At 51.3% G+C, this 25962-nt stretch carries 24 protein-coding genes; 13 read left to right on the forward strand and 11 right to left on the reverse strand.

Annotated features, from left to right (window positions below):
* The first annotated feature begins 137 nt into the window (after positions 1–137).
* The gene (locus VE954_RS31705; protein WP_324960559.1) at positions 138–983 is read left to right on the forward strand and encodes a hypothetical protein; all 846 of its coding nucleotides are present in this window, start codon (positions 138–140) and stop codon (positions 981–983) included.
* A 61-nt stretch (positions 984–1044) separates the two neighbouring features.
* On the opposite strand, the gene VE954_RS31710 is transcribed toward VE954_RS31705, so the two are convergent.
* Positions 1045–2004 (reverse strand): hypothetical protein, encoded by a 960-nt coding sequence (locus tag VE954_RS31710; protein WP_324960561.1) that lies wholly within the window; start codon positions 2002–2004, stop codon positions 1045–1047.
* Positions 2005–2243: 239 nt separating this feature from the next.
* Between VE954_RS31710 and VE954_RS31715 the strand changes: the two genes are divergently transcribed.
* Positions 2244–3119 carry a pirin family protein gene (locus VE954_RS31715; protein ID WP_324960563.1) on the forward strand — a complete coding sequence of 292 codons (876 nt, stop codon included), beginning with the start codon at positions 2244–2246 and terminating at the stop codon, positions 3117–3119.
* A gap of 34 nt (positions 3120–3153) precedes the next feature.
* Here the strand turns inward: VE954_RS31715 and VE954_RS31720 are convergent, their stop codons facing one another.
* Positions 3154–3357 carry a YwbE family protein gene (locus VE954_RS31720; RefSeq protein WP_324960565.1) on the reverse strand — a complete coding sequence of 68 codons (204 nt, stop codon included), beginning with the start codon at positions 3355–3357 and terminating at the stop codon, positions 3154–3156.
* 153 nt (positions 3358–3510) lie between these two features.
* Between VE954_RS31720 and VE954_RS31725 the strand changes: the two genes are divergently transcribed.
* Positions 3511–4734, forward strand: coding sequence for a DKNYY domain-containing protein (locus VE954_RS31725; RefSeq protein WP_324960567.1), 1224 nt, complete (start codon positions 3511–3513; stop codon positions 4732–4734).
* A 52-nt stretch (positions 4735–4786) separates the two neighbouring features.
* Here the strand turns inward: VE954_RS31725 and VE954_RS31730 are convergent, their stop codons facing one another.
* The gene (locus VE954_RS31730; protein ID WP_324960569.1) at positions 4787–5119 is read right to left on the reverse strand and encodes a hypothetical protein; all 333 of its coding nucleotides are present in this window, start codon (positions 5117–5119) and stop codon (positions 4787–4789) included.
* A 331-nt stretch (positions 5120–5450) separates the two neighbouring features.
* On the opposite strand from VE954_RS31730, the gene VE954_RS31735 reads away from it, so the two are divergent.
* Positions 5451–6686 (forward strand): hypothetical protein, encoded by a 1236-nt coding sequence (locus tag VE954_RS31735; RefSeq protein ID WP_324960571.1) that lies wholly within the window; start codon positions 5451–5453, stop codon positions 6684–6686.
* A 12-nt stretch (positions 6687–6698) separates the two neighbouring features.
* On the opposite strand, the gene VE954_RS31740 is transcribed toward VE954_RS31735, so the two are convergent.
* Complete coding sequence (locus VE954_RS31740; protein ID WP_324960573.1) at positions 6699–7238, reverse strand: GNAT family N-acetyltransferase; 540 nt, start codon at positions 7236–7238, stop codon at positions 6699–6701.
* A 102-nt stretch (positions 7239–7340) separates the two neighbouring features.
* Positions 7341–8147, reverse strand: coding sequence for a hypothetical protein (locus VE954_RS31745; RefSeq protein WP_324960575.1), 807 nt, complete (start codon positions 8145–8147; stop codon positions 7341–7343).
* Between the two features lie 160 nt (positions 8148–8307).
* Here VE954_RS31745 and VE954_RS31750 point away from each other — a divergent pair, with 160 nt between their 5' ends.
* Entirely contained in the window at positions 8308–9162 is an 855-nt protein-coding gene (locus tag VE954_RS31750) for a hypothetical protein (RefSeq protein ID WP_324960577.1), read from the forward strand.
* A gap of 17 nt (positions 9163–9179) precedes the next feature.
* Here the strand turns inward: VE954_RS31750 and VE954_RS31755 are convergent, their stop codons facing one another.
* Both VE954_RS31755 and VE954_RS31760 read right to left on the reverse strand, forming a co-directional pair.
* On the reverse strand, positions 9180–9407 hold the full coding sequence (locus VE954_RS31755) for a hypothetical protein (protein ID WP_324960579.1): 228 nt from the start codon (positions 9405–9407) through the stop codon (positions 9180–9182).
* 302 nt (positions 9408–9709) lie between these two features.
* Complete coding sequence (locus tag VE954_RS31760; RefSeq protein WP_324960581.1) at positions 9710–9982, reverse strand: hypothetical protein; 273 nt, start codon at positions 9980–9982, stop codon at positions 9710–9712.
* A 295-nt stretch (positions 9983–10277) separates the two neighbouring features.
* On the opposite strand from VE954_RS31760, the gene VE954_RS31765 reads away from it, so the two are divergent.
* On the forward strand, positions 10278–11177 hold the full coding sequence (locus tag VE954_RS31765) for a hypothetical protein (protein WP_324960583.1): 900 nt from the start codon (positions 10278–10280) through the stop codon (positions 11175–11177).
* Positions 11178–11193: 16 nt separating this feature from the next.
* On the opposite strand, the gene VE954_RS31770 is transcribed toward VE954_RS31765, so the two are convergent.
* Both VE954_RS31770 and VE954_RS31775 read right to left on the reverse strand, forming a co-directional pair.
* Positions 11194–11661 carry a hypothetical protein gene (locus tag VE954_RS31770; RefSeq protein WP_324960585.1) on the reverse strand — a complete coding sequence of 156 codons (468 nt, stop codon included), beginning with the start codon at positions 11659–11661 and terminating at the stop codon, positions 11194–11196.
* Positions 11661–12284 carry an RNA polymerase sigma factor gene (locus VE954_RS31775; RefSeq protein ID WP_324960587.1) on the reverse strand — a complete coding sequence of 208 codons (624 nt, stop codon included), beginning with the start codon at positions 12282–12284 and terminating at the stop codon, positions 11661–11663. The genes VE954_RS31770 and VE954_RS31775 overlap by 1 nt, the downstream gene beginning before the upstream one ends.
* Positions 12285–12463: 179 nt before the next feature.
* On the opposite strand from VE954_RS31775, the gene VE954_RS31780 reads away from it, so the two are divergent.
* The 6 genes from VE954_RS31780 to VE954_RS31805 all read left to right on the forward strand — a co-directional run bounded on the left by VE954_RS31780 (position 12464) and on the right by VE954_RS31805 (position 21417).
* A complete protein-coding gene (locus VE954_RS31780; RefSeq protein ID WP_324960589.1) occupies positions 12464–13129 on the forward strand; it encodes a DsbA family protein in 666 nt (221 codons plus the stop codon).
* Positions 13130–13213: 84 nt separating this feature from the next.
* Entirely contained in the window at positions 13214–14422 is a 1209-nt protein-coding gene (locus tag VE954_RS31785) for a serine hydrolase domain-containing protein (RefSeq protein WP_324960591.1), read from the forward strand.
* A 157-nt stretch (positions 14423–14579) separates the two neighbouring features.
* Positions 14580–17408, forward strand: a complete 2829-nt coding sequence (locus tag VE954_RS31790; RefSeq protein WP_324960593.1) for a 7TM diverse intracellular signaling domain-containing protein — start codon at positions 14580–14582, stop codon at positions 17406–17408.
* 141 nt (positions 17409–17549) lie between these two features.
* Positions 17550–19514, forward strand: coding sequence for a PQQ-binding-like beta-propeller repeat protein (locus tag VE954_RS31795; protein ID WP_324960595.1), 1965 nt, complete (start codon positions 17550–17552; stop codon positions 19512–19514).
* Between the two features lie 112 nt (positions 19515–19626).
* Positions 19627–20835, forward strand: a complete 1209-nt coding sequence (locus tag VE954_RS31800; protein WP_324960597.1) for an MFS transporter — start codon at positions 19627–19629, stop codon at positions 20833–20835.
* A gap of 48 nt (positions 20836–20883) precedes the next feature.
* Positions 20884–21417 carry a hypothetical protein gene (locus tag VE954_RS31805; protein ID WP_324960599.1) on the forward strand — a complete coding sequence of 178 codons (534 nt, stop codon included), beginning with the start codon at positions 20884–20886 and terminating at the stop codon, positions 21415–21417.
* Between the two features lie 50 nt (positions 21418–21467).
* On the opposite strand, the gene VE954_RS31810 is transcribed toward VE954_RS31805, so the two are convergent.
* On the reverse strand, positions 21468–24368 hold the full coding sequence (locus VE954_RS31810) for an ATP-binding protein (protein ID WP_324960601.1): 2901 nt from the start codon (positions 24366–24368) through the stop codon (positions 21468–21470).
* A gap of 324 nt (positions 24369–24692) precedes the next feature.
* On the opposite strand from VE954_RS31810, the gene VE954_RS31815 reads away from it, so the two are divergent.
* Positions 24693–25499: a substrate-binding periplasmic protein gene (locus tag VE954_RS31815; RefSeq protein ID WP_324960603.1), complete on the forward strand. Its 807-nt coding sequence runs from the start codon at positions 24693–24695 to the stop codon at positions 25497–25499.
* An 8-nt stretch (positions 25500–25507) separates the two neighbouring features.
* On the opposite strand, the gene VE954_RS31820 is transcribed toward VE954_RS31815, so the two are convergent.
* Positions 25508–25962: AAA family ATPase (locus VE954_RS31820; RefSeq protein WP_324960605.1), on the reverse strand; the 455-nt coding region annotated here is incomplete at its 5' end.

Consider the following 25962-nt stretch of genomic DNA (forward strand, 5'->3'; position numbering starts at 1 on the left):
TTCCTTGAATATATCCAAAAGACACTTCATAATATTGGTAAACGTAAAGAATTGCTTCCATTGAGCGGGATATGACGAGACTTGACCGACGCCGAGTCTCGCATAAGACAAAAAATAGATTATAAGGCTTGTGGAATATGATGCGTAGCAAACTTGCCATTTTTCTTCTGGTTCCCTTCCTGATGCAGTGCACTCACGTCACGTATCGTTATACCGGTGAATTCCAGACGCAGGACGGCAGCACGCAGGGCCGATTTACCAGCATTCAATCCACCCCGCTTTATGGAACCGCAACCGGCTGTGTTCTGACGTTTTGGGTCTATGGAGGATTTTGTTGGGGCTATGTGCTTGCGCCAACAAGTTCCGATAAACGGATGGTCCGGCTCAAGACTGAGGATGCTTTGATGCAGGCTCTAGGCAAGCCGGTTTATATTCCACTCTCGCCGATAGCTATAGAAGCCTGGGTGCAAAGCGAAGAGTCGGTCAATTACTTTCTGGTGAAGGATTCTTCTGCTCCTGCAGCGCCCACCGAAAGCGTGGCTGACGAGCCGGGAACTCTGGTCGAAGTTCCGGTCAAGCCCATCCTTGAACATCATCAGAATGCACCTATTAAACTGCTATTTCCGTATATGACGGGAGTAGGATTGTCTTATGAATGGACATCGCCTTGGAAGTTATCCTTCGAGGCTGGAGCGGTGGTTCATATTGCAAACACCCGCGGTCTTTTTGCTGAGGTGAAATTTCCGATTGCCTCCAGCCATACGGAAGTTCTCAAGCTTGGCCTCGTAGGAGCGCAGATTGAACAGAGAAAGTTTGATTACCGTCTCGACAAATATTATTATTTAGTTGAGAAATCAACCGGTCTCATACTTGAGATGGAATCCGATCATATGCCGTCCTTTCAGCTCCTGTATTTCACCGATAAAACACATTATGAGATCATTGATATCGTTTTTAACCTGACTTACCGACTCAAACTTTGAGAGGAGGCGGCCTTGAATTGTCCCGGCCACCTCGCTTCATAGGTTTCAGCCTACGCATCGCTTACGGCATGACGTTATCGAAGCAAACCATGCTCTTCGTCGCTGGATAAAAGAACCCTAACGATCCACACATCTCAGTGGGATAGCTGAGTGGTTTATCCAATTTATCCTTATAAGTGCAGTCCACAATAACTTCATCTCCCTGGCCCATCTTGAGCTCCTGGGTATACGCGGGTGGAACTGCAGTAAAGTGCGGGGTCCACGAGTGGTCAAGAATCTTCATGGACTCCCCACTGGCCTTTTTTACCGTCACGACCACATGCTTCCCATACTCATGCATGTGCCCGGAGGCCATGAAGAACGTGAGGTCTTCTCGCATGGTACAGCGAGCCTGGACTTGTCTATTGGTATCGTTGGGGTCAAGCTTGAATTGGTTGGTGCTGATAAAAAAGAAGTCAGCGATCTTATCCTTCGGCGTAGGCTGCCTTTGCTGAATGTGAAAGACGGCCTGGCCCCTGATAGGCTTGTCGAGGTAGTTCAGCCAGTGGGTTTGAATCATGAACTGCTGGCCTTTCACGGCCCGAAAGAGGACGTTGTCAGGCAATGAATAACTGGAGCCTTCATCTCCCGTGGAGCCACCGCCCGTCGCGGCCAGGTAGGTGGTTTCTTCCTGCATGGACTCTTCTGCGCTCCCACAGACGTAGGTTCCTGGCTCACGGGGTTTCTTCACGCTAAATAGAATCGCATGATGAGCCGCGGCCCGCGATTGGAACGCACGGTAGCTTTCGATGAACATATCACTGGGTATTTCCAGATCAAGGTAAGTGCAGAACATGACCTCTTGCCCAGGTTTGACCTCGTCCAGGATAGGAGTCTGTATTTCGATCACCCCTTGTGAGGGAGCTGGCACAACAAAACCAGGAAGTCGTTCCGGTGCATTGGCAAGAAGCGGGGATGATATCAAGACCACGAGACCAGGAAGGAAACACTGTCTTGGCAATCCAGTAAGAGAGAAATTCATAATCACTCCGTTGACAGAAAATTTCCGAAATTAAAGCGAGGGTATTTGGGAGGACCGTTTATCGCAAAGCCATCTTGAAAAAATGTCGCTAATATATGGATTAAGTGTATTGTCCAGCCTGATGAACAGCTAATCCATATTATGTAGCCTAGTCAAATACCTGGAGAAGAGTAAAATTGTGTGGAGAAGAACGAGCGTAAGGCACAATGCGGTGCGGCTCGACTTCGTGGAGATTCCTTATGAAAAAGCTGCTCTTTAAACAAAGAAGCGATACCCCGCATTGGGTTGGAGATGGATTCCCTGTCCGATCCGTTTTTAATTACAATGAATTCGCGGAGGCCATGTCACCCTTCCTGTTGATGGACTATATTGGTCCATCTGAGTTCGCTCCCTCGCAAGCCACGCATCGATTGGGCGTTGGAGAGCATCCGCACCGAGGTTTTGAAACGGTCACCCTGGTTTATTCGGGTGAAGTTGAACATCGGGATTCTGCGGGCGGTGGGGGTATCATCCGCTCAGGAGACGTGCAATGGATGACGGCGGGTTCGGGTTTGGTGCATGAAGAGTTTCATGGAAAAAAATTGGCTCAGGACGGTGGTGTCTTTCACGGCGTCCAGATTTGGGTGAATTTGCCGAAGCAGCATAAAATGACCAAGCCTAAGTATCAGGGCATCGCGAGTGATCGTATTCCCGTCATCAAACTTCCCCACGAAGCCGGAACCGCGCGTATCATTGCTGGGGACTTTCAAGGAACCCAAGGGGCGGCATCGACTTTCTCGCCGGTGAATCTGTGGGATCTACGCCTTGGTGCAGGCAAGACGGTTGAGCTGAGGGTACCGGCTGGGCATAATACAGCTGTGTTCGTGTCGGGCGGTTCCGTCCGGGTCAATCATGAACAGCTGATTGAAGATGCGGAATTGGGACTATTTGACAAAGAGGGCGAGGTCCTGACACTGACGGCCGAGAGTGACGCCATGGTTCTATTTTTGGGTGGTGAGCCTCTTCGTGAACCGGTGGTCGGTTACGGCCCGTTCGTGATGAACAGTTCCCAGGAAATCGTCCAGGCTATCAAAGACTTTGAAACAGGGAAAATGGGGACCTTGTCCAAAGCCTAAGTTGGTCAAGAGGGGGTAGGGCGTCCTGCCTCCTCTACCCTTCATTTCCATGCACTTCTTTGACCCGCCCGACCTCACCGTTCTCAAGGCGGACTTTAATGCCGTGCGGATGATAAGACGAATTCGTTAGGATGTCTTTGACGATCCCCTCGGTTAACTCCCCAGTCTTTTGGTCTTTCTTGAGCACAATGGATACCTTGATTCCAGGCTTTATGGATTGTCGTTGGGTCCCGTCCATTTTACCTCCTCAGTGAAGAGTGTCTTTACACAATTCGACTGGCAAGGTCCAATCTTTCTTAATATTTTTCGGAATGTTCAAAAAATCGCATATTTTGTCCGATAAGAAAATGAGATTTTACCATCAATGAGAGCCTATTCAGGAGAAGCGGACGTGCGACTCAGCCGTTTTTTACTGCTGTTTTTATTTTCATTCGTTTATAGCTCATGCTGGATTGTTCCCAGCGCCGAACCCAAAAGCGTCTGGTCGGATGATGTCACCACCATTGAATTGTTCCTCACGGGTGCTGAAGACTTCTGTGGAGAAATGATAACATTCACGTATCCGATGTCCGGTCGGCGGTTGACGCCACGACGGATCGATTTGTTTAAAAATATCCGGGACTATACAGAGCCTGAGCCGAATCGCTGCAATCTACCCTATACAGATTTCCGCCGGGAAGCACTGGTCGTCAATCCGGGATCCGGGAAAGCGATTCATTATGCAACGCATCGGGACGCCTGTCTTTATTATAAAAAATTTGAAGGTGAACTTCGTATTCTTTCGGAGCAGGATTTTGCCAGGATCCTGACAGAGATCACCCCTAAGCGGATGGGAATGCTAAGTTACACAAGGAATGAAACGGACGCTTTTTATAGCCGCGAGTATGATCTTGAAAACGGCCCGTTCGGCATCGCGCTTGAAGGAGCCGATCCCACTACGTTCCATGCGTATAATGACTCTTATGCCCGGGACGACCGGTCTGTATGGAACGAATCGCGAAAAATTGAAGGAGTGGATCCCAAGACTTTTATTGCGAGAGATCATGATCCATTTTCTCAGGACGCGAAGCAGATTTACTTTAGCGGTGTCGCGCTGCCGGGGGCGGATGTGGCGTCGATCCAGATCCTGGATGGCCATTACAGCAAAGACGCAAAATCTGTCTATTATACCAGTAAAAAAATAGAAGGACTGGACCCGTCCACGTTCAAAGTCTACGCTTTCAGTGCTTATAGCGTTGATCAGAAGTATGTGGTCTATGACGATCAGATTGTCGAAGGGGCCGACGTGCAGACCTTTTCAGCGCCGATGTATAGTTCCTATGGTAGGGATGCCAACGCTGTCTATTACCATAGCAGGCGATTGGATCTGAATGTTGCCACATTCCTGGAGTTAACCTATGGCTATGCCAAGGATGCCAGCAAGGTCTATCACAAGGGACGATTGCTGAATGGCGTCGATGCGCCTACTTTCGAAGTCGAGAGGTGCTATAGTTTTCGGCCCGTTCAAGATCTGGAACTTAATTTAAAATGTGCCGTTCGTGCTCCTTCGAATTCGACGACTTGCTATGCAAAAGACAAGAACTTTAGATACATAGACGGAGTCCCCCAACCTTAATGGTGTGGGTTGCAGGCCATGGAACTTAAGACCATGGCCTGGCTGAAAACTATTAATAGCGTTGAACGCGGCAATCGCTCTCGAGACGACTTCGGCACTGCTGCCCGGTATAGTACTGACACTGCCGCAGCGCACTCAGATGGGCGATGCTGCGCGCCTGCTGACCTTCGCCGGATCCTTCTCTGAAGAAGTAGCTACTGCCTACAAACGGCTGATAGTATCCATAAGCTGTTGCAAAGCAGACCCATTGATTCCACCCCCTTTGCCTGATTTGATCATCGGTTTGAGAATCGTTCAGCTGGTCCTCGGCATCGGAAACATCCGCATGCATCGGGCTACCCAATAGCAGAGTGATCAGACTGATCGCACCAATATATAAGCGCATAGTTTTCTCTCCTTAAAAATTGTCAAAGTGTTGCCATCGCTTTCAATCGCGCTGTGCAAGGAGCATTCCTGGCTCTCAATCCAAGAGGCCTTCTGAATATTGCAGGAAAAATTTGCGAACCCAAGCACAAGCCAACTTGAAAAATCATACTGTTCAGTATCATTTTTATGACAGGAGGATGTAGGGTACCGTCGTCACGAATCTTGCCTACGGCGAGCACGAGGCGTGGCCGCTTTGGCATTCGGGGGATTGGTTTATATTTGCGATGGATAAACCTGCCATTTTCCGGTAGATAAGCCCATCATTGTGCTGGCAAACGGGCCTTCGGATCATGGAAAGCGGTGAACTCGTGCTCAGGAAAACCAACAAATATCTCGTCTCTCTGATCGTCCTTTTCGGCCTCGTCGCCTTTTATCCGGTGGTTGCAAGGAAGTACTTTCAGTTCAAGTATAATAGGGAAAAACGAGCCCTCGATGCCACCCCTGCTCAACTCTTCCGCAGTCAATCCACGGTTGAATTCAACGGCAACCAAGGCTTTATCGGGCGAGGCTACCTTGATTATGCGCGTCAGACAATCTTCACCAATCATCATGTTCTTGAAAAATATTGCCCCTCGGTACCGGGCCATGGCTGTCAGGGCAGCACCCTCGATGTCATTCAACTCTCGCGGCCCCACGTGCACAATCCGATTAAGATCCGTCAGTCCATCTGCTGGGAATGGCTGGATATCTGTGCCCTGCGCCTGGGGAATCCAGGATTGCTGGAAGAGCCGACCGTGTTCGAACCGCCGACGAAGACCGAGACTTTGGATCTCCATTTACTGACCCTATCCCGAGACAATCAGGCGCTTGAAATCTTCGATACGCGCGGCGCCTCTATCCACGAAGGTGAAGTTTCCAGTGTCCTGGCTGTGCCCTCGCGCAAGGGCCTGAGCGGATCGCCGGTTTTCAATGGCGGCAATGAGCTGGCGGGCCTTGTGTGGGCGGGGATATTTGACTTCAATATCTTCACTCTCGTGACCGATCGGATCTTTTGGAAGGACGATCCCAGTGAATATCATCCCCTGTCCCTGGTGCTCACGGCCCAGACTGTCCATGAAATTGCGGAATGCCTCACGGTGACGGCGGAGCAGTGCCTTGCGATCGAACAAGCCATGCTGGTTAAGAACATCCGTGATCTGGCGCTGAAAGCTCGAGACAGGCATGTCCCTCTCACGCTTCGACTTTTGATGTTGCTTCAGATGAAAGTCGGCACAGACGATCTCGCAAGATTTAAGCGGGGAAATATCCCGTCCCAGGCTTTTGATAAAATTCCCAATGACACGGATTTTGTGGCCCTTGCTTGTGGGTCGAACCAGACGGAACGCATGAACTTCATGGCCATTCGTATCCTGGAAAAATACTCCCAGGGTCAACCCTTCTCCTTCACTCAGGCCACGCCCCTGTCTGTCCTGGCGGATAGCATGAAAAACTGCAGCACAAGCGCTGAAGAGAAGGCTTTCCACGAGGATGTTAAGTTTCTGCAGAATCCATGGGGCGCCTTCCAGATCTTCGGCGCCGCTGCGTAATCGTGTTCGATCCTAGGATTGGTTATTCCTGGCAAATGCAAATTTGCCTTGGGCTTCATAAAGTTGATGCTGAACGTCGGCATAGTCGATGGGTTGGCGATAGCGGAAGCCTATCTTTTCCAAAACCTTGATCGAAGCCGGGTTCTGCGCCACGGCAAAGCCAAAAACGGATCGTGCTTCAATCTTCTGAAACAGATACTGCAGCATTGCAGTGGCCGCTTCTGTTGCATAGCCCATACCCCAATGAGCCAGCATCAGGCGATAACCCATTTCGATTTCCTGTTGGCCCTGAAAATCGAAAAAGTCCGCTCCACACGTGCCTACGAAGGCACCATCGTCCTTGCGAAAGATGGGGAACTTGCAGATCCCGTGCTGCGCAAAGGTTGTCATGCGTTGCTGAATTTTGGCGACAAGATCGGTCTGATCACGGGCCAGATAATAACCAGGGCTGGCAAAGCAATTGTAGCCGATGTCCTTGGACATGGCTTCATAATGGGGTGCATCGTCCAGGGTCCAGGGGCGCAGGATCAGTCGCTGAGTTTCAATGTGCATGAACAGTCTCCTCATGTGGAGGGGATCATGCCAGAAAGTTTGGCGTCGGTCACCTGGATTCAGGCTTCACGCTTGGCATGTCGCCTCTGATCCATCTGCAGCTTACTTACTGATGGCCTTGGCATCCGCCAGAACTTCAGGCCCCCACATCACCAGGCTTTGTGCGTTGACGTATTTCAAAACAAAATTCTTTAAATCGGACGCCCCTTCGTTCAGCCAATACATAACATCATCTTCGTTATTGGAATGCGCGCCATGCTCCTGGTCCTGATAATTGCTCACCATGGGTACACCATTATTGACAAACCCAAGGGCATGCCCCATTTCGTGAACCAGGGTGCTTTGTTCGACAAACTTGGGAACGATTTCGGCAACGCCGGTTGCCGTGGATTGAATCACAGGCTTGAACATCGCAATGATATTGGTTCCGCCAAGACTCACTCCTAGCACGTTCTTGTCACTGCCAGCACCTTTGTTGAAATAGCCGTTCAAAAAGTAGATATAGAACATGGATGTTCCCGCTTCAGGCGTACCCGTTTTATTTTGGGCTGCCAGGGCTTGAAGCTGCTCACTTGTCCAGTTATCCTGGGTTGCAATGGACAGGAGATTCATTTCACTGATAAGTGAAGGAACGGTGATGCTGGGCGGCACGGCTCGATACTGCATAATCGCGTTCAGGTTTTGGCGGAGAATGTCCCAGATATCGCGATCGGTCACCAACTTTTTTGTGTACGGAGCCGCCGCCTCTTCATACCAGACTTCGACAGTGATCGCAGAACTTGTTTGAAAGAACTGCTTGGACAAAGACGCCTGGATCACCCCAAGCGAGGTCGGGTCGTCCGAGCTGCTCGATTTTTTGCAGCTCGTTAAAGCGCATAAAAGAATCATGATGACACAGGAAAATTTCATGGTCGGTCTCCCCTTAAGCCTTGGTCAATCCCAAGATGATATCAGGCCCTTTAAGGCCTTCCAAGCCGTTCGCTCGGTTTGCTGTCATGATGCAGGTTTTGCGAGCTCCACGCGTCTTTATCTATGAAGTGAGCGTGTCCAACACAGCCCTGGGATGACTATGAAGATATTCCGTTTGGTTCTGGCAGGAGTGGTGCTTACGGGTATTCTCAGTCAAATTTTCGACCGGGACCCTGGTCCGTCCTTTTTTATCCTTTTCGCCGCGGCGGAGGGCTTGCTGCTTGTCCTGCTGGCGGGAAAGCTTTGGAACTTTCGCCAGACCTGCAGGCAAAACCAAGGCCTGAGCTGGCCGCTGGTCCAAAGGGCGCTGGAGGACCTTGTCCCGAGCACGGTGGCCATGCTGGTCGTGCATGAGCTTCGCCTGAGTCTGGCGACGGGACGGGTGCTGCTGATGAGGAAGATCCCGACATCCCGGAGTGAGCCCACCTTTCATCCCCTGGATGGCAGCCACTACGGTTTTATCTGGAAGCTCGTCATGCTCCTGGTTATCTCGGAGCTGCCCTTGGTGCATCTGCTTTTGAATGCCCTCCTTCAGGAGGGGATCTGGAAGAGCGTCCTTCTTATCGGCCACGCTCTGAGCAGCCTGTATGTTCTGATGTGGCTCGTGGGGGACTATCGGCTTCTGCTTGAATCACCCGGGATTCAATTGCTGCCGGCAGGTGTGAAAATTGAGATCGGCATTCGAGCCTTCGGCATGATGCCTTATTCATCGATCGCATCGGTGGACGTCTCCAGTCCTCCCGAGGTTCCACCTGGTCATGCGCCCATCAAGGAACCTGAGACCCTTCGCCTCACGCTTCATGAAAAACCTAATGTTCTGCTCACGCTTCATCAACCGATGGCGTTCGTTCTGATCCTTGGGATCAGAAAATCGGCACGCAAAGTTCGTCTTTATGTCAGGGATCCACAGATATTTATGGGAGCGTTGAATGGATTCCGCGCATCCACGGGCTGATCCATGAGGGGAGAGCATCATTTTTTCTTCAAAAGCCGGTTCTTGACTTGAACCGCTATGATTCCGGCAAGTTCAGTCGCACTGATCCTGGCAACCCGAGCGGTAGGACGCATTTCGATGCGATTGCCGCAGAGCGGACACGCGAGGAGTTGATCATCGACTTTGTCGTGCGTGACAAAGCTGAAGCATTTGAAACAAACACGCTGCCTCTGAGCCGCTTTTTCATCGTAATAGCCATTACCCACGGGTATCTCATTTTTTTCGGGCGGACGTAAAATAACGCAACGCGACTCAAAACGTTGGAAAACCTAGGCAGGGCTGGAATTCTAGTGCAAAATATGTAGAAGGTTCAAACGTAGTGCGCCTTTGCGATTATGACGGCAAAGGGGTTTTGGTACAAGGTCTGGCTTTATTGCGGAATGTCAAAGCCAGCAGGACTCCGCTGGTTTCGATCTGATTCCATTTGGTTTTAGGTGCATTTTTGCCTATTCCTCACGAAGAGCGGGAAGAAGACAACACGGGCATCAACCACGGGACGTGGTTTGGTTTACATCGGTCGATGCCCCTGCTCATTCTCGCCCTCGGAAAAAACCTGTTTGAGCCCGGCGGTCACGCCTGGGATCGAGGCCAAATAGCGCAGCGCATAGCGCAACCCATGACGCCCGTCACGCGCGAGAAGGAATTGATAAAGTTCGGTCGCTTCCACGAAGAATTCGTCCGTCTTCGGACTTTTCGTCATCAGATCGGAGTCGCTCTTAAAAGTCTGGCGCCATTTGTCCATAAAGTCCGCGAGGCGTCTGTCTATAGCTAGGCTGGTCATGAGAAGTTCCTTTTCAACGAGAGGGCACTCTGTCCTTTTCAAACGTACTAAAGTTCGGCTTGAACTTATCCAGTATACTGGCCAAACGCCCTGGTTGGCGATGGCAAAGGTCAAAGCCCGATGATCTTCATCCCATTCGGGCTGATTCGGCTGAGTGCCTTGACTAAACTGGCTTATGCAGGGGATCCGCAGGCGTGTTTCATGAAACCCCAAAGTCAGGCAACGTCCTGAAACTTCTAAGTCCCGTCGACATGGGATGGGCAGCGCTGGACTATTCACCTAAGTGGGAGGGACTTTGGGCCATTTTGCAAGATTTGCTGTCCTGGTGCTGCTGTTTCGGACAGGATTCCATGGCGCCCTCATGTTTGCGGATCAAATCAAAGGTCCAGTCGTGCAAATGGAACAAGCCGAAGGACAGGTGGATGAAGACGATCATGCCGCGGATCGGCGTCGCATGCGCGCCTATGGACTCTTTCCGCTGCTCGACGCTGAGAGTGGCCACAATTTAATCGTGTCACTGGATGCGATGGAGGAACGGCGTCACCATCGTCTGCCAGGGCACGGAGTTACTGAGCGCGATTTTATTCTGAGCCTTGGCGGACTCTACATGTATAAGGTGAATCAGGAAAAATTCGTCCCATTCCTTTGGCTGGCCCGCTATCAGGATCCAGCGCAACCGCAGCGGTTCAGCCGCATGGATCAGCTCATCTTTGGTGCCTACGGACAGAGCCTTTTGCCTTATGCTGACTCATGGCGTGGCAAGACCACCATTGCCTATCGGATTCGTCAGTACCCCATGCTTAAGCATTTTCTCTTTTATCTTGGTGAGGAAATTTTTATTGGTCCCAACTGGGAAGTGCTTCTCAGCACATCGGGGGTGCGATTGGACTGGCATCGATCGGACAACACCCTGCGTTTTTATGCAGGTTTCGAAGGGGAAGGTCGCGATTATGCCGGCTCGTGGTCGGGGCAAACCGTGTGGAAAATCGGGCGCGCCGTCACCGGGTATGTGGGAGCTCGCGTACGCGTGGCAGGGCCGCTGTATGTCTCGACAGAATTCGGGCTGCAGCAGGAACGTATGCAGTATACCAATGCCAAGGCCGAAGACCTTTTAAAATATGAGACACGTTTTAATCCTTGGGCCAAAATTTCCATCGAAACATGGCTGGACAAAGTCCAGTTGAGGACTCAGTGATCAAGCTTGTCCTGAATCAACAGGATTGTCGTGTTCGATTGCAGGCCGCGCCTTCCCTGGGGCGCCTGTTTTCCCACAGAAATTCATCACCCGGATGCGGCAGCTTCGATGCTGTCACGGCCCCGGATTCCAAGTCCATCGCTTCTCGGGAAAGAGGCAGGTCTTGCGCCAGGGGGCGTTCCATCACCCGGGACTCTCCTTGATGCTTGCCATTCAGGGCCAGGAAAGCCAATACTGCTGCGGCAAAGCAGGCTAAAAGAGCGATAGGCAACCTTGCCCGTTGTCCAGGGTTCATGGATACCTTCTCAGGCAGCTGCCTGGCAATTTTTTGCCAAAGCTGGTCAGCATCCAGCGACGTGGGCTTGGACGCATCGTTTCTCGCTTCATCAGCCATCTGTTTGACTAACAGCTGACGGACTTTTAAGTTCGCGCTATGCTCACACAAATCAACAAGGTTGTGGCCTGGTTTTTGGCTTGAATTCATTAGATACACCCCTCCTGAGATAACGAAATGGTGGCAGCCTTTGGATGATCGGTTGATTCCTGCTCGATAAGCAAGAGCTGACAGATGTCCTTGCGAAACCGACTGATCCAGGTCGTTAATGTCGAGATCTTTGTTCCGGTCGATTCGGCAATTTCCTTAAGGTGGAATTCTTCCAGGAAGAACATTCGAATCGCCTGTTGCCTCATGGGATTCTTAATTTCAAAGATCTTTTGGACGACGATCTGACAAACCGAATCCGTATGCATCTGCTCGTCCGCTGCCACCAGACGATGGTCAATGATGGGAGCGGTCACGTCCGGCTCCTCGGGTGCACGTTCTTCAAAAACCCTTCTGAGGCGAACCTGCCTGCCGATGTACTGATAGAACTGCCGTCGACCGATCGTCAAGAGCCAGGCCAAGGCTGCCTGGGAATCCTGCAAGGACTCAAACGACTTATGAGCCTCCAGGTAAGTGTTCTGCAGGATATCTTCAAGTTCTTCGGATGAACGAAGTCCCAGGGCGTGCAGATGCGAGGTGAGGGGCCGCAGAGTTGCTCGATAAAATTCATGGAATGCCGAGTGTTCTGGCGTTCTGCATTGTCTTCGTAGTGTAAAAAGCCCCATAGCTTGCCCTTGTGTCTTGCTTGCATGAACAGGGATCCTGCTCTCCAGGTGATGAAAGATACTTAAATTGTCTCACCAGCCCGTAAATAATTTTTTTTTGAAGGCTTTGAGACTTTTCTGAAGTTCTTTGCACCTGCGCTTTGAAAGTTTTTTAAACCTATCCTCAAGGAGCAAGGCCTATGTATTTAAAAATCTGTGTTCGCCAGCAAATCTTGCCAGTTTTCGTCAGAGCCTTGATGGTCTTGACCGCGGGAACCTCGGCTCAGGTCATCCATGCAGAGCCAGTTTTGTCGATCCCTGTGAAGCCGACAGATTCCGTTCGCTATGGACCCGGTAACAGCAAGGAGCCAGGTCTATGCAAGGGTGATGACTGTGCCATCACGGTTGTCGAATATACGGACTACCAGTGCAGTTACTGTGAAAAGGGACATGCTACGACGCAACGACTTCTTAAGGACTATCAGGGCCGCATTCGTTGGATTGTCAGGGATTTTCCACTGCCGGGCCATCCTCGGGCCAAACGAGCGGCTGTCGCGGCCCAGTGCGCCAAGGATCAAGGCCAATACTGGGGCATGCATGATGCCATCTTTAAAAATCAGGACGCCTTGGGCGAGGGTGATCTGAGGAAAATGGCTCAGTCCATCGGACTCAACACGGAGACCTTTGACAGCTGCATGAATCAACCGGAAGGGCACGAGAAATCCATCAACGAAAATATCAAAAGTGGTCAGACTTTGGGTGTTTCCGGAACTCCGACCTATTTTGTCAATGGCCAACGTATAGCCGGTGCCTTGCCCTATGAGGAATTCAAGCGCGTGATTGATAAAACCTTGACCCAAAAGTAGAAACATAGGTTAATTCAGCGAAGCGCTGGCCCTTTACGGCAGCTGCTTCGTCCTATGTCCATGACGTCTTGCCTGGAGTCGCCGATGTCGAAAAAACTTTCCCCCGAGAAGCTCAGGCCTATTGAAACCATGCTCGATAGCGAAGTGAAGAACGCATCCTTGCCGGGCTACGTCGCCCTTATTGCTCAAGGCGACGATGTCTGGGTCAAGAGCGGTGGAACGATGGGCTATGAAACGTCGGAGCCGCTGAAGCGCGACGCGATTTTTCGGATCTCTTCGATGTCCAAGCCTATAACCGCAGCAGCCGCGTTGATGCTTATCGACGACGGAGTCATGACGCTCAATGACCCGATTGCCCGCTGGATTCCCGAGCTGGCCCAGCCGAGGGTGCTCCAGAGTATCCATAGTCCGCTTAGCGAGACAGTTCCCGCCAGTCGGGAGATCACGGTGCGGGACCTGATGACCTTCACTTTCGGGACGGGGATGCTCATGGTGGAACCTGGGGCTTATCCGATCCTCAAGGCGATGGATGAGAACGGTCTTGCGATGGGCCCTCCAGCCCCTCAGCAGCATCTGCCACCTGATGAGTTTATCCAGCGCCTCGGCAGCCTGCCTCTGATGTATCAACCCGGTGAAACCTGGCTTTACCATCGAGCGCCGACCGTTCTTTCCATCCTTGTCGCCCGAGCCAGTGGCCAGGATTTCGAACAGTTTCTGCAGGGAAGGCTGTTTGAGCCTCTGGGAATGAAGGATACCGGTTTTGTTGTACCTGAAAAGGACATCCATCGCCTCCCCTGGGGCTATATGTGGAACTTTCAGAAGAACGAGTATGAGGTCTTCGACGAACCGGGCAAGAGTCAATGGACGACGACCCCACCCATGAGCAACGGTGCCGACGGTCTGGTTTCGACGGTTGATGATTACTATCGTTTCGCGGACATGCTCCTTCATGAAGGCAACCAGGGCGGGCGCCGGATTCTGTCGAAAGAATCCGTGCAGGCTATGACCTCCAATCAACTCACGCCCAGTCAGCGTATGGGTTTCTTTGAGGGTGAAGCTGCGCATCATGGCTTTGGATTTGGGCTTCAGGTGGTTATCAAAGATGGTATTCCCGGTGAAAGTGTTGGGCAATATAATTGGGACGGGGGACTCGGGACAACCTGGTTTGTCGATCCGAGGTTGCGATTGATTGCCCTGCTTATGACGCAGAAATCCTGGAAGAGTCCGGCGCCACCAGACCATGTGCTGACGTTCAACCGCCTGGTTCATGACGCGGCTTTGTCTGCGAATTAAAACTTGTTGAGTATTAATGCTCAGGCCCCGCTTTTCAGCGGGTCCCTCCTCACCTGGCACGAAAACGCCTATAATAGGTGAGATGGAGAGGTGATCTCCTTCACATCCTATTGCCTAAAGCCCCACAAAAATGGCTTTCCCAGGAAAGGTCCCCTACATGAGGAAACCCCTTTGGATCCTCGTCTGCTGGTTGTTCGGTGTCTCTCCTTTGCTGGGAAATGACGGAGGCTCGCCTGAAGCGGTTCAGGGCTACCTCGACTTAAGCCACTGGGACTTTGAACAGGATGGGGCGTTAACGTTACGAGGAGACTGGAGCTTTCATTGGCAGGAGCTGTTCCGACCCAATACTCAGCAGCCAAATCCCCCAGAATCCAAAACATTTCGAAAGATTCCAGGCTTCTGGAATCATCCCGATGCAGCAGGCCTGTCGTTCCCAGCTCACGGCTATGCGACCTACCATCTGCGCATCAAATCTCCTGGAAAGTGGAAGCAGTGGGCCTTGGAGGTTGGTCCCTTCTATACGGCGGCCGAAGTCCATGTCAACGGCGAACCACTCTTTACAGCAGGCAAAGTGGGGCCCAGTGCAGAACAGTCCGAACATTCCATGCGGACAGGCCTCATAACCTTTCATTCTGAACGCGAATACCAGGATATTGTCATTGTGATGTCGAACTTCGATCATTTCAAAGCCGGGTTCGGCCGTATGCGTTTCGGGCCTGCCACCGTTCTTATACCCGAACGCGATAACTTGAGAACCCTGTACTACATTGCTCTTGGTGCCATTGCCTTTATGGGCCTCTATCATTTTGGTCTGTTCCTGCTCCGCCGGAACGAACCTTCCCCGCTGCATTTGGCATCTTACTGCCTGGTCAATAGCGCGTTTACTTTGATTTCCTGTGGACTTGTCTTCGATTTCTTTCCCAACTTCAATGGTGAAGTTTGGTGGAAATTATTTTTTGCCACCTGGTACCTGGGTTACACCACTTTCTCCAAATTCGCCCAGAGTCTTTTTCCCAAGGAGTTTTCCCCTAAGTTTGTCACCATTTCCAATGTTCTGGGCATTGGCGGCGCGCTCTTCGTCATCATCTTCCCCTTCCGCATTGGCGGCGAATCGGCGATCGTCTTCCAGATCTTTGGGCTGTTCCACTTTGCATACATGGCTTACGCTGTGATCAAAGCCCATCGACGCGGACGACCGCATGCGCTGGTTTTTATTTCCGGTTCCTTCATCTTCTTCGTGATGGTCACGTACGATGTCCTGGCTGCTGAAGGCATCATCGATTCTCCTCCTCGTTCGTGCTTTGGTCTGGCCACGTTTTTCCTATTTCAGTCGTACACCCTCGCGGCACGATTCTCCAAGGCCTTCACGGATCTGGCGGTCAAGGAAGCCGAAATCACTGAGCTCAACAGCAGTCTGGAACGTAAGGTCGAGGAAAAGACGCGCGATATCCGGTCCATTCTGGTTTCGATCAAGCAGGGCATCTTTATGATCAAGAGAACTGATGATCAGAGAGTGGCGGTCCATGTCGATCATTCCCAGTTTCTGGAGAGCATGTTTAAAACCAAACGAATCGCCGATCAGGATGCGCTGGAACTGATGTTCCAAAATGCCAACATCACTCAGGAGCAAAAGGACATCACACGCAGCGTTATCGAGGCTTCGCTTGGTGAAGCCTTCTTTGCCTTCGACGTGAACAGCGAAAATCTGATCAAGGAATATACGGTTACCTCGAAGAATCATGAACTTGAGATTTGGGAAGTCGATTGGACTCCCGTTCTTCACGCCAATCAGACAATTGATAAAATCCTGGTTTCCCTGCGCGACGTGACCAATCTGCGGCAGCTGCAGGACGAGGCGGTCCAGCGGCAGAAAGAGCTGGAGTACATCAGTGAGATCGTGAACGTCTCGGCTTCGAACTTCGACATATTTATTAGAATGTGCCGAGGGTTTCTCGAAGAAAACCGCCGTTTGATCAGTTCCAACATCAAAAGGAACATTGAAATCCTGAAGATCCTGTTTATTAACATGCACACCATCAAAGGCAATGCCCGGGGTTATCAATTTCGAAAAATGACAGGCATCCTCCATGATGCGGAGCAGTACTACGCTGAACTCCTCAATAGCGAGCACGTGGAATGGGATCAGGGCAAGCTGCTGGAGGACCTCCAGCGGGTGCAGGACGTGATTGAGAAATACGCCTATATCAATGATGTGAAGTTGGGTCGAAAGATTCACGAAAATCAAGTTCTGATTGAGCGCCAGGTCGTGGCCGAGCGCATTGATTCCCTCAACCTCCTGGATACCTCTGTCTTGAGCATTAAGGACAGAGGCATTATCGAGGAAACGAAGTCGACTTTCAAAAACGTATTCTATAGCAGTGCTCTGGATGTGCTGGAGGATATCCTCGGTGAATCAGAACGATTGGCTCGGGATCTAAAAAAGGACAAACCCCTCGTCAGCATTGCCGATCCTGGTATTTCTCTCACTCAGGAAGGGCAGGAGCTGTTTCGTCTTATTTTTACTCATATCGTCCGCAACTCGCTCGACCACGGTATCGAAGTGCCTGACGAAAGAATCCGGAAGGGCAAGCGTCCGAGCGGGCATATTGAACTCAAGCTGGATGAGAAGGACGGCATGCTCATGGTTCAGTACCAGGATGATGGGAGAGGACTCAACCTCGCCTATCTGAAGGAGCTTGGATTCATGCGCGATCTCTTCGGCAAGGCCCTTAAACCATCACGGGAAGAGATCGCCAATTTAATATTCGTGGCCGGGCTTTCAACCAGCGCCTCCCTCAGCGAGATCTCGGGACGTGGCGTCGGCATGGACGCTGTTAAGCGCTATATTAGCCAGCTGGGCGGATCAATTCGAATCATACTGCAACCGCAGGTCGGGGACGAGACCAGCTGGAGCCAGTTCTCGCTTGAAATCAAGCTGCCGCAAAGTCTTTACAGCAAGGCGGCGGCCCCTCTCAAAGCGGTCTAAGAGCGTCGGCGCCAATCGCCGGCAATCCTTTCCAGGATCTCAACATTGTGCCGTTGAGCAAAGCTTGCGCTCGCACCGGGAATCAGTTAGATATCCCGAATTGCGGCGTATTCTTTGAGATCATCCTGGAAAGGAATCTTTATGCTGAGCCAGGCTTTCATGCAGACGCGAGTCTGGATCCTGATTTTTGTGGGTCTTTTACCGGCGGGATTGTTGGCCCAAACACTGGATCTTCTTTCGGAAAAGCAGGCCTGGACCGGTGATCACGTCCTGGCTGGGCCATGGGAGGTCAAAGAGTGGGGGTCGTTTGGAAGCCCATCCTTGAAGGCTGATGTGGATTTGAAACCAGGTGTTTTTTATAGCCTGAAAATCCATCAGGATCGCGACCTCAGCCGCTTTGATTGGATCAGTGCTCTGGTCACGCGCAGCTGGTGGGGCGATTTCGGCGACATGCTTCAGGCCAGGATTTACATCAAGACGGGATCGAACTGGCAATGGCACGAAGGTCTTGCGGTACAGGTTGCCCCCTCCTTTAGTCAGTTTTACTATGCTCATAACACAGTGCTGGACTTTGATCTGAGACAAATTCCCCAGCGGGATCAGGTCAAGGAAATAGGTGTTCAATTTGTATCAGGTGCCAATGCATCAGGACAAGGTGCGGTCTATCTGGGGCAATTCAAGCTCACGGCGCAAACCAAGGGCCAGGCCTTCCCGCAATGGGTACGGCCACAGACGTCAACGGCCGATGGCTTCGGTCGATATTTCTCGGTGGAAAGCCAACGACTGGCTGCCATTGATCTCAAGCACGGATCCTCAAAATGGACTCAATCCTTCCCTACGCCTGTTAAAATTTATTTCCCAGAAACGGTGTCCAACGAAGCAGCCTACGCAGTTGGGGCGGATAAAATTTATTCCATAAATAGGGACACCGGCCGCATCAATTGGACCAAGGCTATCGACCGCTCGTCTTATGTGGAAATCCATACGGATACGGAACACGATATCTACCTCTCCGTGAATAGTCATGACCTTAAAACCATCGTTGCCTTGCGCAAGTCCGATGGAGCCACCCTATGGAACGTTCAGGGCGCCGACTCTTCCTCCATAGAGGGCGAGGTTTCAGGCAGATTCTACGCGTCTCAGGGAGTCGTGACCCTGGTTCGCAAACAGGATGGTTATGCCCTTACGGGGATTGAGAAGTCATCGGGCCGTATCGTCTGGACGTATTCCGGGGAAGCGGATTCGGGCTTTCGCCTCCACCCTGGAAAACATGGCGAACTCTTGATTGCCGGTGGCAGCGAAGTCCTCAGCAGCGTGAGCGCACTGGAAGGTCATACCGGTCGACCTCTCTGGACGTATTACAATGAAAAAAGAATCGATGTCGTCGCTCCTGATTCTGCAGGGAAGGTCCTGCTCCGTGTGTACGATACTCTGATCGCGCTCGATCCGCAGGATGGGACTTTGCAATGGCAACATGCTGCTCCAGGCTTTTTTGTTTTGAATCTTGATGGCAAGGGTCGGGCTTATCTGAGCAGCTATGGTCGTGAGGGCGACACCTTCACGGCATTGGGCTCAAACGGCCAAATCCTGTGGCAGCACAGCACGAAAAACGGGTCGATCAGCTTCATGAACGGATTTGTGTTTGCTCTTGAGAAAGAAGGTGCTCAGGCCCGTCTCAGCTTGCTTGAGCCAGACACGGGACGTCCACGCTGGACTTATAACGCGCAAACGGATGCAGCCTTTATGTGGACCAATAACCGGGACTTTATCGTGATCGATGGCTCGCACTTCACGGCCATGGAACCGACAAGTGGCAGGGCACTCTGGACATACTCCACGCCCCTGCGCGCCAACATCTTGCAGGGAGACGCTCACAATATTTATATCCAGGAATATGATTCGAACTTTAATGGTCCACCTTTGCTGCGCGCGATCCATCGGAGCACAGGACAAGCCGTCTGGAAGTACCAGCCGGTTTCAGGTGTGGCAGGTCTCATCATGGGTTCTCCTTCCAGCTCGACCACCCAGGGTCTGGTCTTTTTTCAATATGTGGTGGGAAGCAAATTTCCGATCACGCAGGGCACACTGGCTCTGCCACTCGAATGACGACGGATAATCACGTCTTTGGGTGAAAACCAAGTGCTTTCCTGCTGGAGCTGATCCATGATGCCTTGGGGGCAATTTCCGTGGTCAGAATCTGCAGTCCAGGAGTGAAGCGTTGGTTAAGTTTCCAAGGAATGTTTGGGTTTTGGTTGTCGCAGCACCCTGGACCATGTCGGTAACCTCAGTCATGGTCCTGGCCGGAAGCTTTCTCGCGCGGCAGATCGCACCAAGGCCGGAGCTGGCAACTCTGCCTATAGCCTTTGTAGTCATGGGGATGGCCGGGTCTGTTGTGCCGTCCATTTATCTTATGAAAAAATGGGGACGGCGCACGGGGCATCTGGTGGGAATCAGTGCCGCCTTGGTGGGTTCCCTCCTGGCCATGACAGCTTCACTTCTTGGCATTTTCTCGTTGCTCCTCGTGAGCTCCCTGTGTTTTGGCCTGAGCCAGGCCTTTGTCCAGCAGTATCGCTTCGCCGCCATTGAAAGCCTCGATGATCCCAAACTAACGCCCCAGGTCCTGTCCTTTCTGATGCTGAGTGGAATCGTGGCGGCCTTTGTCGGGCCGGAAATAGCGGTCCGCGGCAAGGATTGGATTCCCTCAGACGCAGGATTCGCAGGTTCCTTTCTGCTTCTGGCGCTCTTCAGCTTGACGTCTTTTATTATAATGCTGAATTTTAAAAACCCGGTCTTTAAACAGGAGGTCGCCGGAAGCCATAGCAGGGGATTGGCGGTGATTGCCCGACAGCCCGTTTTCCTTCTGGCGATGCTGGCAGCGGTCGTCGGCAATGGGGTCATGAGTTTTTTGATGACCGCGACGCCCTTGAGTATGCATGATATCGACGGCATTGATCTCAATCATACCAAGCAGGTGATACAAAGCCACATCATTGCCATGTTTGCCCCCTCGCTCGTGACGGGATATTTGATCAAGAGGTTTGGTATCGCACCCGTCCTTGTCGCAGGTTCCCTCATCTACGTAGCGACTCTCACGATGGCCTGGAGCGGACACGAGATGCTTCATTACTGGTGGGCTTTGGTCCTGCTTGGGTTGGGATGGAACGTGCTTTTTATGGGTGGCACCACACTTCTATCCCAGTGCTATGCTCCCCAGGAGCGATTCAAGGTGCAGGCCTTGAATGATTTTTCGGTATTTTTCCTGCAGGCCTTGGCATCTCTTTCCGCCGGTTGGATTCTGTTCAGTTTGGGCTGGTCTGGGATTGTCATGATCGCAGCGCCTTGTGTCCTGATGATTCTGGTGTTTTGCTGCTGGTATCTGGGTCATCAGTGGCGTCGCCGATCCCCGTCTCAGGAGCGTCGCGCTTAGTCCGCCGTTTGACTCCTCTGCCAATGCCATATCAGAATGGCTTCAAGATTGCGCCGGTTCTTATACGCAGCCGCCACAATGGGCATCAACATCCGTCGCGAGTGTACGCGTGCGTTTGTGAAACAGGGCGGGAAAAAAGTTTATCTTGAGCGCGACCGCATTCCTGGATCCCATGCTGTCACTGCCGAGCGAGCCAGCAAGGGCTACCTTCTCTTGCAGGGATTCATTGGCGACAAAGACAATCGTCAGTTCGACCTCGTGAAGCTGGACCTGAAAACAGGTCTGCGCCAACCCATAGCGCGTGAACCAGCTCCGTTGAACGACTGTTACGGTATCATCGCGGGCAAGCCTTCTCCTTCAGGCGACTTTATTCTCTTGGAGCGGTCCAAGGCTCAGACCTGTAACGCAGAAGATTCGAAGACCGATTTGGAAGTCACGCTGTTCAACGCCCGTCTTCAACCGTTAGGCACGCCTTATGATACGGTTGTCACCCGCAGCTGGCAGTTGAATTGGATTTCTGAAACGGCCTACGAACTGAAGGACGACGAGCGCACCCAGCAGTTTGAAGTCCCGCTGGATTGAGCCGAGCAAACTGGAGAATCGCTGTGGGCGGCGTCGTAGCGCGCCAGGCCCTACGCAATTTTGTGGATCTTCGGCAGCAGCGTTTGGGTTTTGGGAAGCGGTATGGTAATGACGAACTTAAAATTGTAGTACCGCCGGGATTCGTCCTTGGGATTGCCCAGACGAATTTCGATTCCACCCCCTTGCTGCTCCAGAAATTTCCGAACTGCGTCCATCCCAACGCCACGACCTGATGTTTCCGTGACCATTCTGGCAGTCGATATGCCCGGCGCAAAAATCAGCTCTGCGATGTCCTGAACCATGGCCGTTTCATGCAAAAGCCCTAACTGCACGCCCTTCTCTCGAAGGTGCTCGATAGCCAACCCACGGCCGTCGTCGTGAATCTCGAGGTTCAAAGTGTTATTCTGGGTGTGAGATTTCACTGTGATGGTACCGGATTCGCTTTTTCCTGCCTTGAGGCGCTCCTCAGGAAGTTCAATCCCATGGCACAGTGCATTGCGTAGGAGATGAACCATGCAATTGTCCAGCATGGACTTCATTTGCGGAGTGATGGAAATACTTTCCAGATTGAAGTCCAGGTTAGGCTTGGGACGGCTGACTTCCTTCGCAATTTTATCGGCCCGGGGTCGATACTCATCGAAGACAGCTGGCAATTGATCAAAGATGAGACGAATAATCGTGTCTTTCTGCGAGTGAATGCGCTGGATGATGCTTTCCAGAGGCTTGTCCTTGCGATCCAGGTCGGTAACGATATCACGCAGGATCTGGTAATGGGATTCGACAAAATCCCGGTCTATGATGACCTTGGAAAGGTCCTCGCTACGGTTCAGTTTTTTCGTGTTCACGAGCTGATAGCGCTCATAGACGGCCATAGCCATCTGCTGGTCCTTCATCAGGCGATCCTTGCGAATATCCAGTCCATGACGCAGGATTTCCTGATAGTACTCCTCGACCTCATGGAATGCTCGGGCCAATTCTTTGAGGCCCAGGGAACGCGCACCACCCTTGATGGTATGGATATTGATGAACATACATTGGATATGCGGATGATCAATTTCCGACTCCGGCTGTTCCAATATCTTGGCATTTTCACGAAGCAGAGCCGTGGCCGAGACGAAATACTGGCCGATTTTACGGGCGCCGGCTTCAACCAGCTCGCGGATGATTTCAAATTCCTGACGCTGTGATTCGGTCTCTTTCGCCAGGATTTTTTCATTCGAAACATCCAACATGGTGACCAGGACTTTACTGACTATGGAATCGGTAACGTCGACATTCCAGGTTAATTTAAGCCATGTCGTGCCGTTTCGGCTTTGATAACCCAATTCGGTGGGAAGTTTCTCGAGATTGGCCTCGAAGTTAATTTCTTCCTCGCCGATCACGACCATGAGTGTCTGCCAGGCCTGATCTTTAAGGTCGGCATTGAGATCGCTGCGATCCAGAACGAGTTCCTTGAAGCTGCGACCGGCGATCACACTCTCGTCGATGATGTCGGTGAGGTGGCGGGAATAGTCCCGGCTGATCCGTCCCCCCGGTTCCAGCGAAAGAACCCCCTGAGGGATGTGATCGAGCAGGGATGTGATCTCCTGCGTCTTGGCTCGGACCAGGTTTTCCAGGTTTTTATTAAAATACGTGATTTCCTTGTTTTTTATTTCCAGGGTCTCATTGAGTTCGACTGATTTTTGGTAGGTGTTGGCAAAGATCTTGGCATTGACCAAAGCAAATCCTATGGCCAAACTCAGCATCCCGTAATGCCCAACCCAAAACGGATCGAGTTTGCCACTGAACGCCACAACGAAATCATGGAGCATCGCTATCGTGAAAAATAGCAAGCTCAGGGACGCATACAGTCCTCCCTTATACCGGGCTTTCCAGCCAATGAACATAAAGTAAGGTATGATAATCAAGGTGAAACTTAGAAGCAAAAGGACATTGGCCACAAAGCTCAGGTCGGTTGTGCCAGCTAGACCCGCCAGGACGTCCAAAAAGCCAAAGCTGACGCCGGCCAGACAGAATTTAAAAAATTTCCTTGAAATATAGTCGTTAAATTTCTGGTAAATGAAAACGACAGTCGCCAGTGCCGCATAGGTGTAGAAGAGCTTTATAGCGATAAAGTTATACGGTGCCAGCGGATGTACCCAGTCGAGCATCAAAAAAAGCCGTTCCGTTGCCAGATAGCGCAGGGCCAGAAACAATGAGAGAAGACCTACGGTGAGCGAAGACACATCCTCACGGCGTAAAAAGAATATGGTCAGGGAATAAATCATGAGCATGGCATAGATACCAAGGATCACAAACTGTTCAATGCGCTTGGCGATTTCGTTGCCATCGATTTGGTGGCTGCTGGCCAATTTCATAAGGGAAATGCCAAGACCGTTTTGGTTATGCGGCAGCACCCCGCGGCTGCCAATAGTAAGGTAGAAATCGCGTCCCATCAGGCCAACAGTATCGAGGTTGTAGTAGCTCGACGGTGTGACCAGCGACGCTGCCAATGGCTGATCCCGTTCGGGGTCACCGTATTGATCCAGACGAAAAAAGTAGTCCAATTCCGGAACAAAGATATGAGTCACACTCTCATTTTTATAGCCTTCGACCTCGATGCCCAGCGAACGTGGGGTGTCGTTCTTTATGAGCAGCACGAACGAAGCATGAAAGCCTTTGACGTTCGATACCGAACTCGGCATGTAGAGCGCGTTGGACTGGTGAAATTGGGCCGAGGGATCCCGGAGCAGTTGGGGGAAATCAAATGATTGGTAATTGCTGCTATGGATGAGTTTATCTGGGAGGACAAGCCATTCGCCATGAATCAGTATTTCCTGCTCACCTTGCCAGCCTCTTAAATCAATTTGACCTCGCTGAAGCGTGGGGACTTCCTTTACAGTTCGTGCTTCAACTCTTAGACTTGAAGTAAGAACAGCAAGGATCAAAGCCAAATATCCAAGACAAGCCATGGAGTCATCCTTCCCTAGGCATCAACCGCCTCGAAAGAAGCAGCTCATCCGCAACTTCGTCGCAAGCTTAGGCAGAATTAATAGCGAAATTCACGCGGTATGCCAAGTGGTGGGTGTGGGCTTTGAAGGCGATGATTTTGCTGGTGATAGTTTGCGCAAGGAGCCTCGTGACGTTTTCGTCACATTGTGAATACTGGTGTTGTTTACCCTATCAAGTTGAGCTTGCCTCAGTGAGAATAGCTGGGCCAGAAAATTCCGGTATTGTGAATGCGGTTTTTTCTATGAATTGGCGCTTATTGAAGGGAACAAGGAGTCCCAGGCACTATGAGTAATATCTTGCAAAAGCCGGTCTCAGCCCTTTTAAGGCGCGTCATGATAACCTTCGTTACCATGCTCGGGGCCTTGCCTGCGCCTGCCAAAGATCGTCCCTTGAAAGTCGGGTTGATCGAGTTTGGTCCTTTGGTCGTCTATAACAGCAATCAAGCCGGTGGCCTCCTCATTGACTATGCTCGACCGATTCTTGAGCAGGCCGGTATGCCGCTGATTTTCCAGAATCTCTCGATTGATCGTTCCCTTGAAGAATTAAAAAATAATCAGCTGGACCTGGTCCTGACACTCTTCAAAACTCCTGAACGGGAGCGTTGGGTGCAGTTCAGCAGGCAGCCGCTCCTCACTGTTGCGAACGGCTTTTGTACCGAGTCCGATATCGAGCTCAGGCCTTTAACTGCCGAGAGCCGCCTGGCCCATGTTCGTGGAACCGTGGTACCCCCGGCTCTGCAATTTCTGAAGCGCGTTCCGGTCAGTGGAGATAAGGCTCAGATCAGGATGGTGCAGATGCTTTCCAAAAAACGAGTCGAGGCCATCTACTCACCAAAGCCGGAAATCCTTATGTTCGTAGCTCATGAGGCTGGCCTGGGCCAGTCCCTGTTCTGTTATGAGCTTCGCAAGAGCCGCATCGCCATCCATATCGGGTTTTCAAAAGATCTGCCAGCATCAACCATACAGAAAATCGAAGAGAGCCTGGAGAGGAAAATCCAGGATGAGGCATTTGATGATTATCTTGGCAAACGCCTTCAAAGTATCGGTGCTAAAAAGCCTGTTTTAAAGGAATTTGATCCCGATATAAGATGAAATGCCTTTCATGATTGGGTCTTCACAAGCCTGAGGATTTCATCCGTCCGGACTTTCACTTGCTGATTTGGAATCTTAATGCAGTGAAATCCAAAGGACGAATAGATCTGCTCATGCAGCTTCCCGAATTCAAGGGCGTCAGCCAATGAAATCCGCCGAACTTCTGTATTCTCGATGAATCCCAAGCTATCGATGAAAAAGACCATTCGCTGATAAACACCGTTTTTGATGATCGCTTGAACCAAAACCTCGACGTCTGCTGTGATGCCGTGACCCAGAAACTTCCCCAGGATGTAGGCATCGATGATGGAGCGATCATGAAACTGCACTGTGGAATCCTTAAGAACTTTGGATTCCAGTCGCGCCTTCTGCAGCTGAATGATGTCACTGATAAAGTGGGGCATAGTCCAGGGTTTGTCGATGCCTTGGGCTATCATGCGTGCGTTGATATCGGTGGCCGCCT

Source organism: Oligoflexus sp. (assembly GCF_035638955.1).
In the GTDB taxonomy this organism is placed as follows: Bacteria; Bdellovibrionota_B; Oligoflexia; order Oligoflexales; family Oligoflexaceae; genus Oligoflexus.

Bases quoted from the DNA above. Each gene is read 5' to 3' on its own strand.
- VE954_RS31815 (WP_324960603.1), top strand. From the start codon at position 24,693: ATGAGTAATATCTTGCAAAAGCCGGTCTCAGCCCTTTTAAGGCGCGTC.
- VE954_RS31760 (WP_324960581.1), bottom strand. From the start codon at position 9,982: ATGACCAGCCTAGCTATAGACAGACGCCTCGCGGACTTTATGGACAAA.
- VE954_RS31745 (WP_324960575.1), bottom strand. From the start codon at position 8,147: ATGAAATTTTCCTGTGTCATCATGATTCTTTTATGCGCTTTAACGAGC.
- VE954_RS31730 (WP_324960569.1), bottom strand. From the start codon at position 5,119: ATGCGCTTATATATTGGTGCGATCAGTCTGATCACTCTGCTATTGGGT.
- VE954_RS31790 (WP_324960593.1), top strand. From the start codon at position 14,580: ATGAGGAAACCCCTTTGGATCCTCGTCTGCTGGTTGTTCGGTGTCTCT.
- VE954_RS31785 (WP_324960591.1), top strand. From the start codon at position 13,214: ATGTCGAAAAAACTTTCCCCCGAGAAGCTCAGGCCTATTGAAACCATG.
- VE954_RS31710 (WP_324960561.1), bottom strand. From the start codon at position 2,004: ATGAATTTCTCTCTTACTGGATTGCCAAGACAGTGTTTCCTTCCTGGT.
- VE954_RS31740 (WP_324960573.1), bottom strand. From the start codon at position 7,238: ATGCACATTGAAACTCAGCGACTGATCCTGCGCCCCTGGACCCTGGAC.
- VE954_RS31735 (WP_324960571.1), top strand. From the start codon at position 5,451: ATGGAAAGCGGTGAACTCGTGCTCAGGAAAACCAACAAATATCTCGTC.
- VE954_RS31810 (WP_324960601.1), bottom strand. From the start codon at position 24,368: ATGGCTTGTCTTGGATATTTGGCTTTGATCCTTGCTGTTCTTACTTCA.
- VE954_RS31705 (WP_324960559.1), top strand. From the start codon at position 138: ATGATGCGTAGCAAACTTGCCATTTTTCTTCTGGTTCCCTTCCTGATG.
- VE954_RS31770 (WP_324960585.1), bottom strand. From the start codon at position 11,661: ATGAATTCAAGCCAAAAACCAGGCCACAACCTTGTTGATTTGTGTGAG.
- VE954_RS31775 (WP_324960587.1), bottom strand. From the start codon at position 12,284: ATGGGGCTTTTTACACTACGAAGACAATGCAGAACGCCAGAACACTCG.
- VE954_RS31720 (WP_324960565.1), bottom strand. From the start codon at position 3,357: ATGGACGGGACCCAACGACAATCCATAAAGCCTGGAATCAAGGTATCC.
- VE954_RS31750 (WP_324960577.1), top strand. From the start codon at position 8,308: ATGAAGATATTCCGTTTGGTTCTGGCAGGAGTGGTGCTTACGGGTATT.
- VE954_RS31715 (WP_324960563.1), top strand. From the start codon at position 2,244: ATGAAAAAGCTGCTCTTTAAACAAAGAAGCGATACCCCGCATTGGGTT.
- VE954_RS31795 (WP_324960595.1), top strand. From the start codon at position 17,550: ATGCTGAGCCAGGCTTTCATGCAGACGCGAGTCTGGATCCTGATTTTT.
- VE954_RS31780 (WP_324960589.1), top strand. From the start codon at position 12,464: ATGTATTTAAAAATCTGTGTTCGCCAGCAAATCTTGCCAGTTTTCGTC.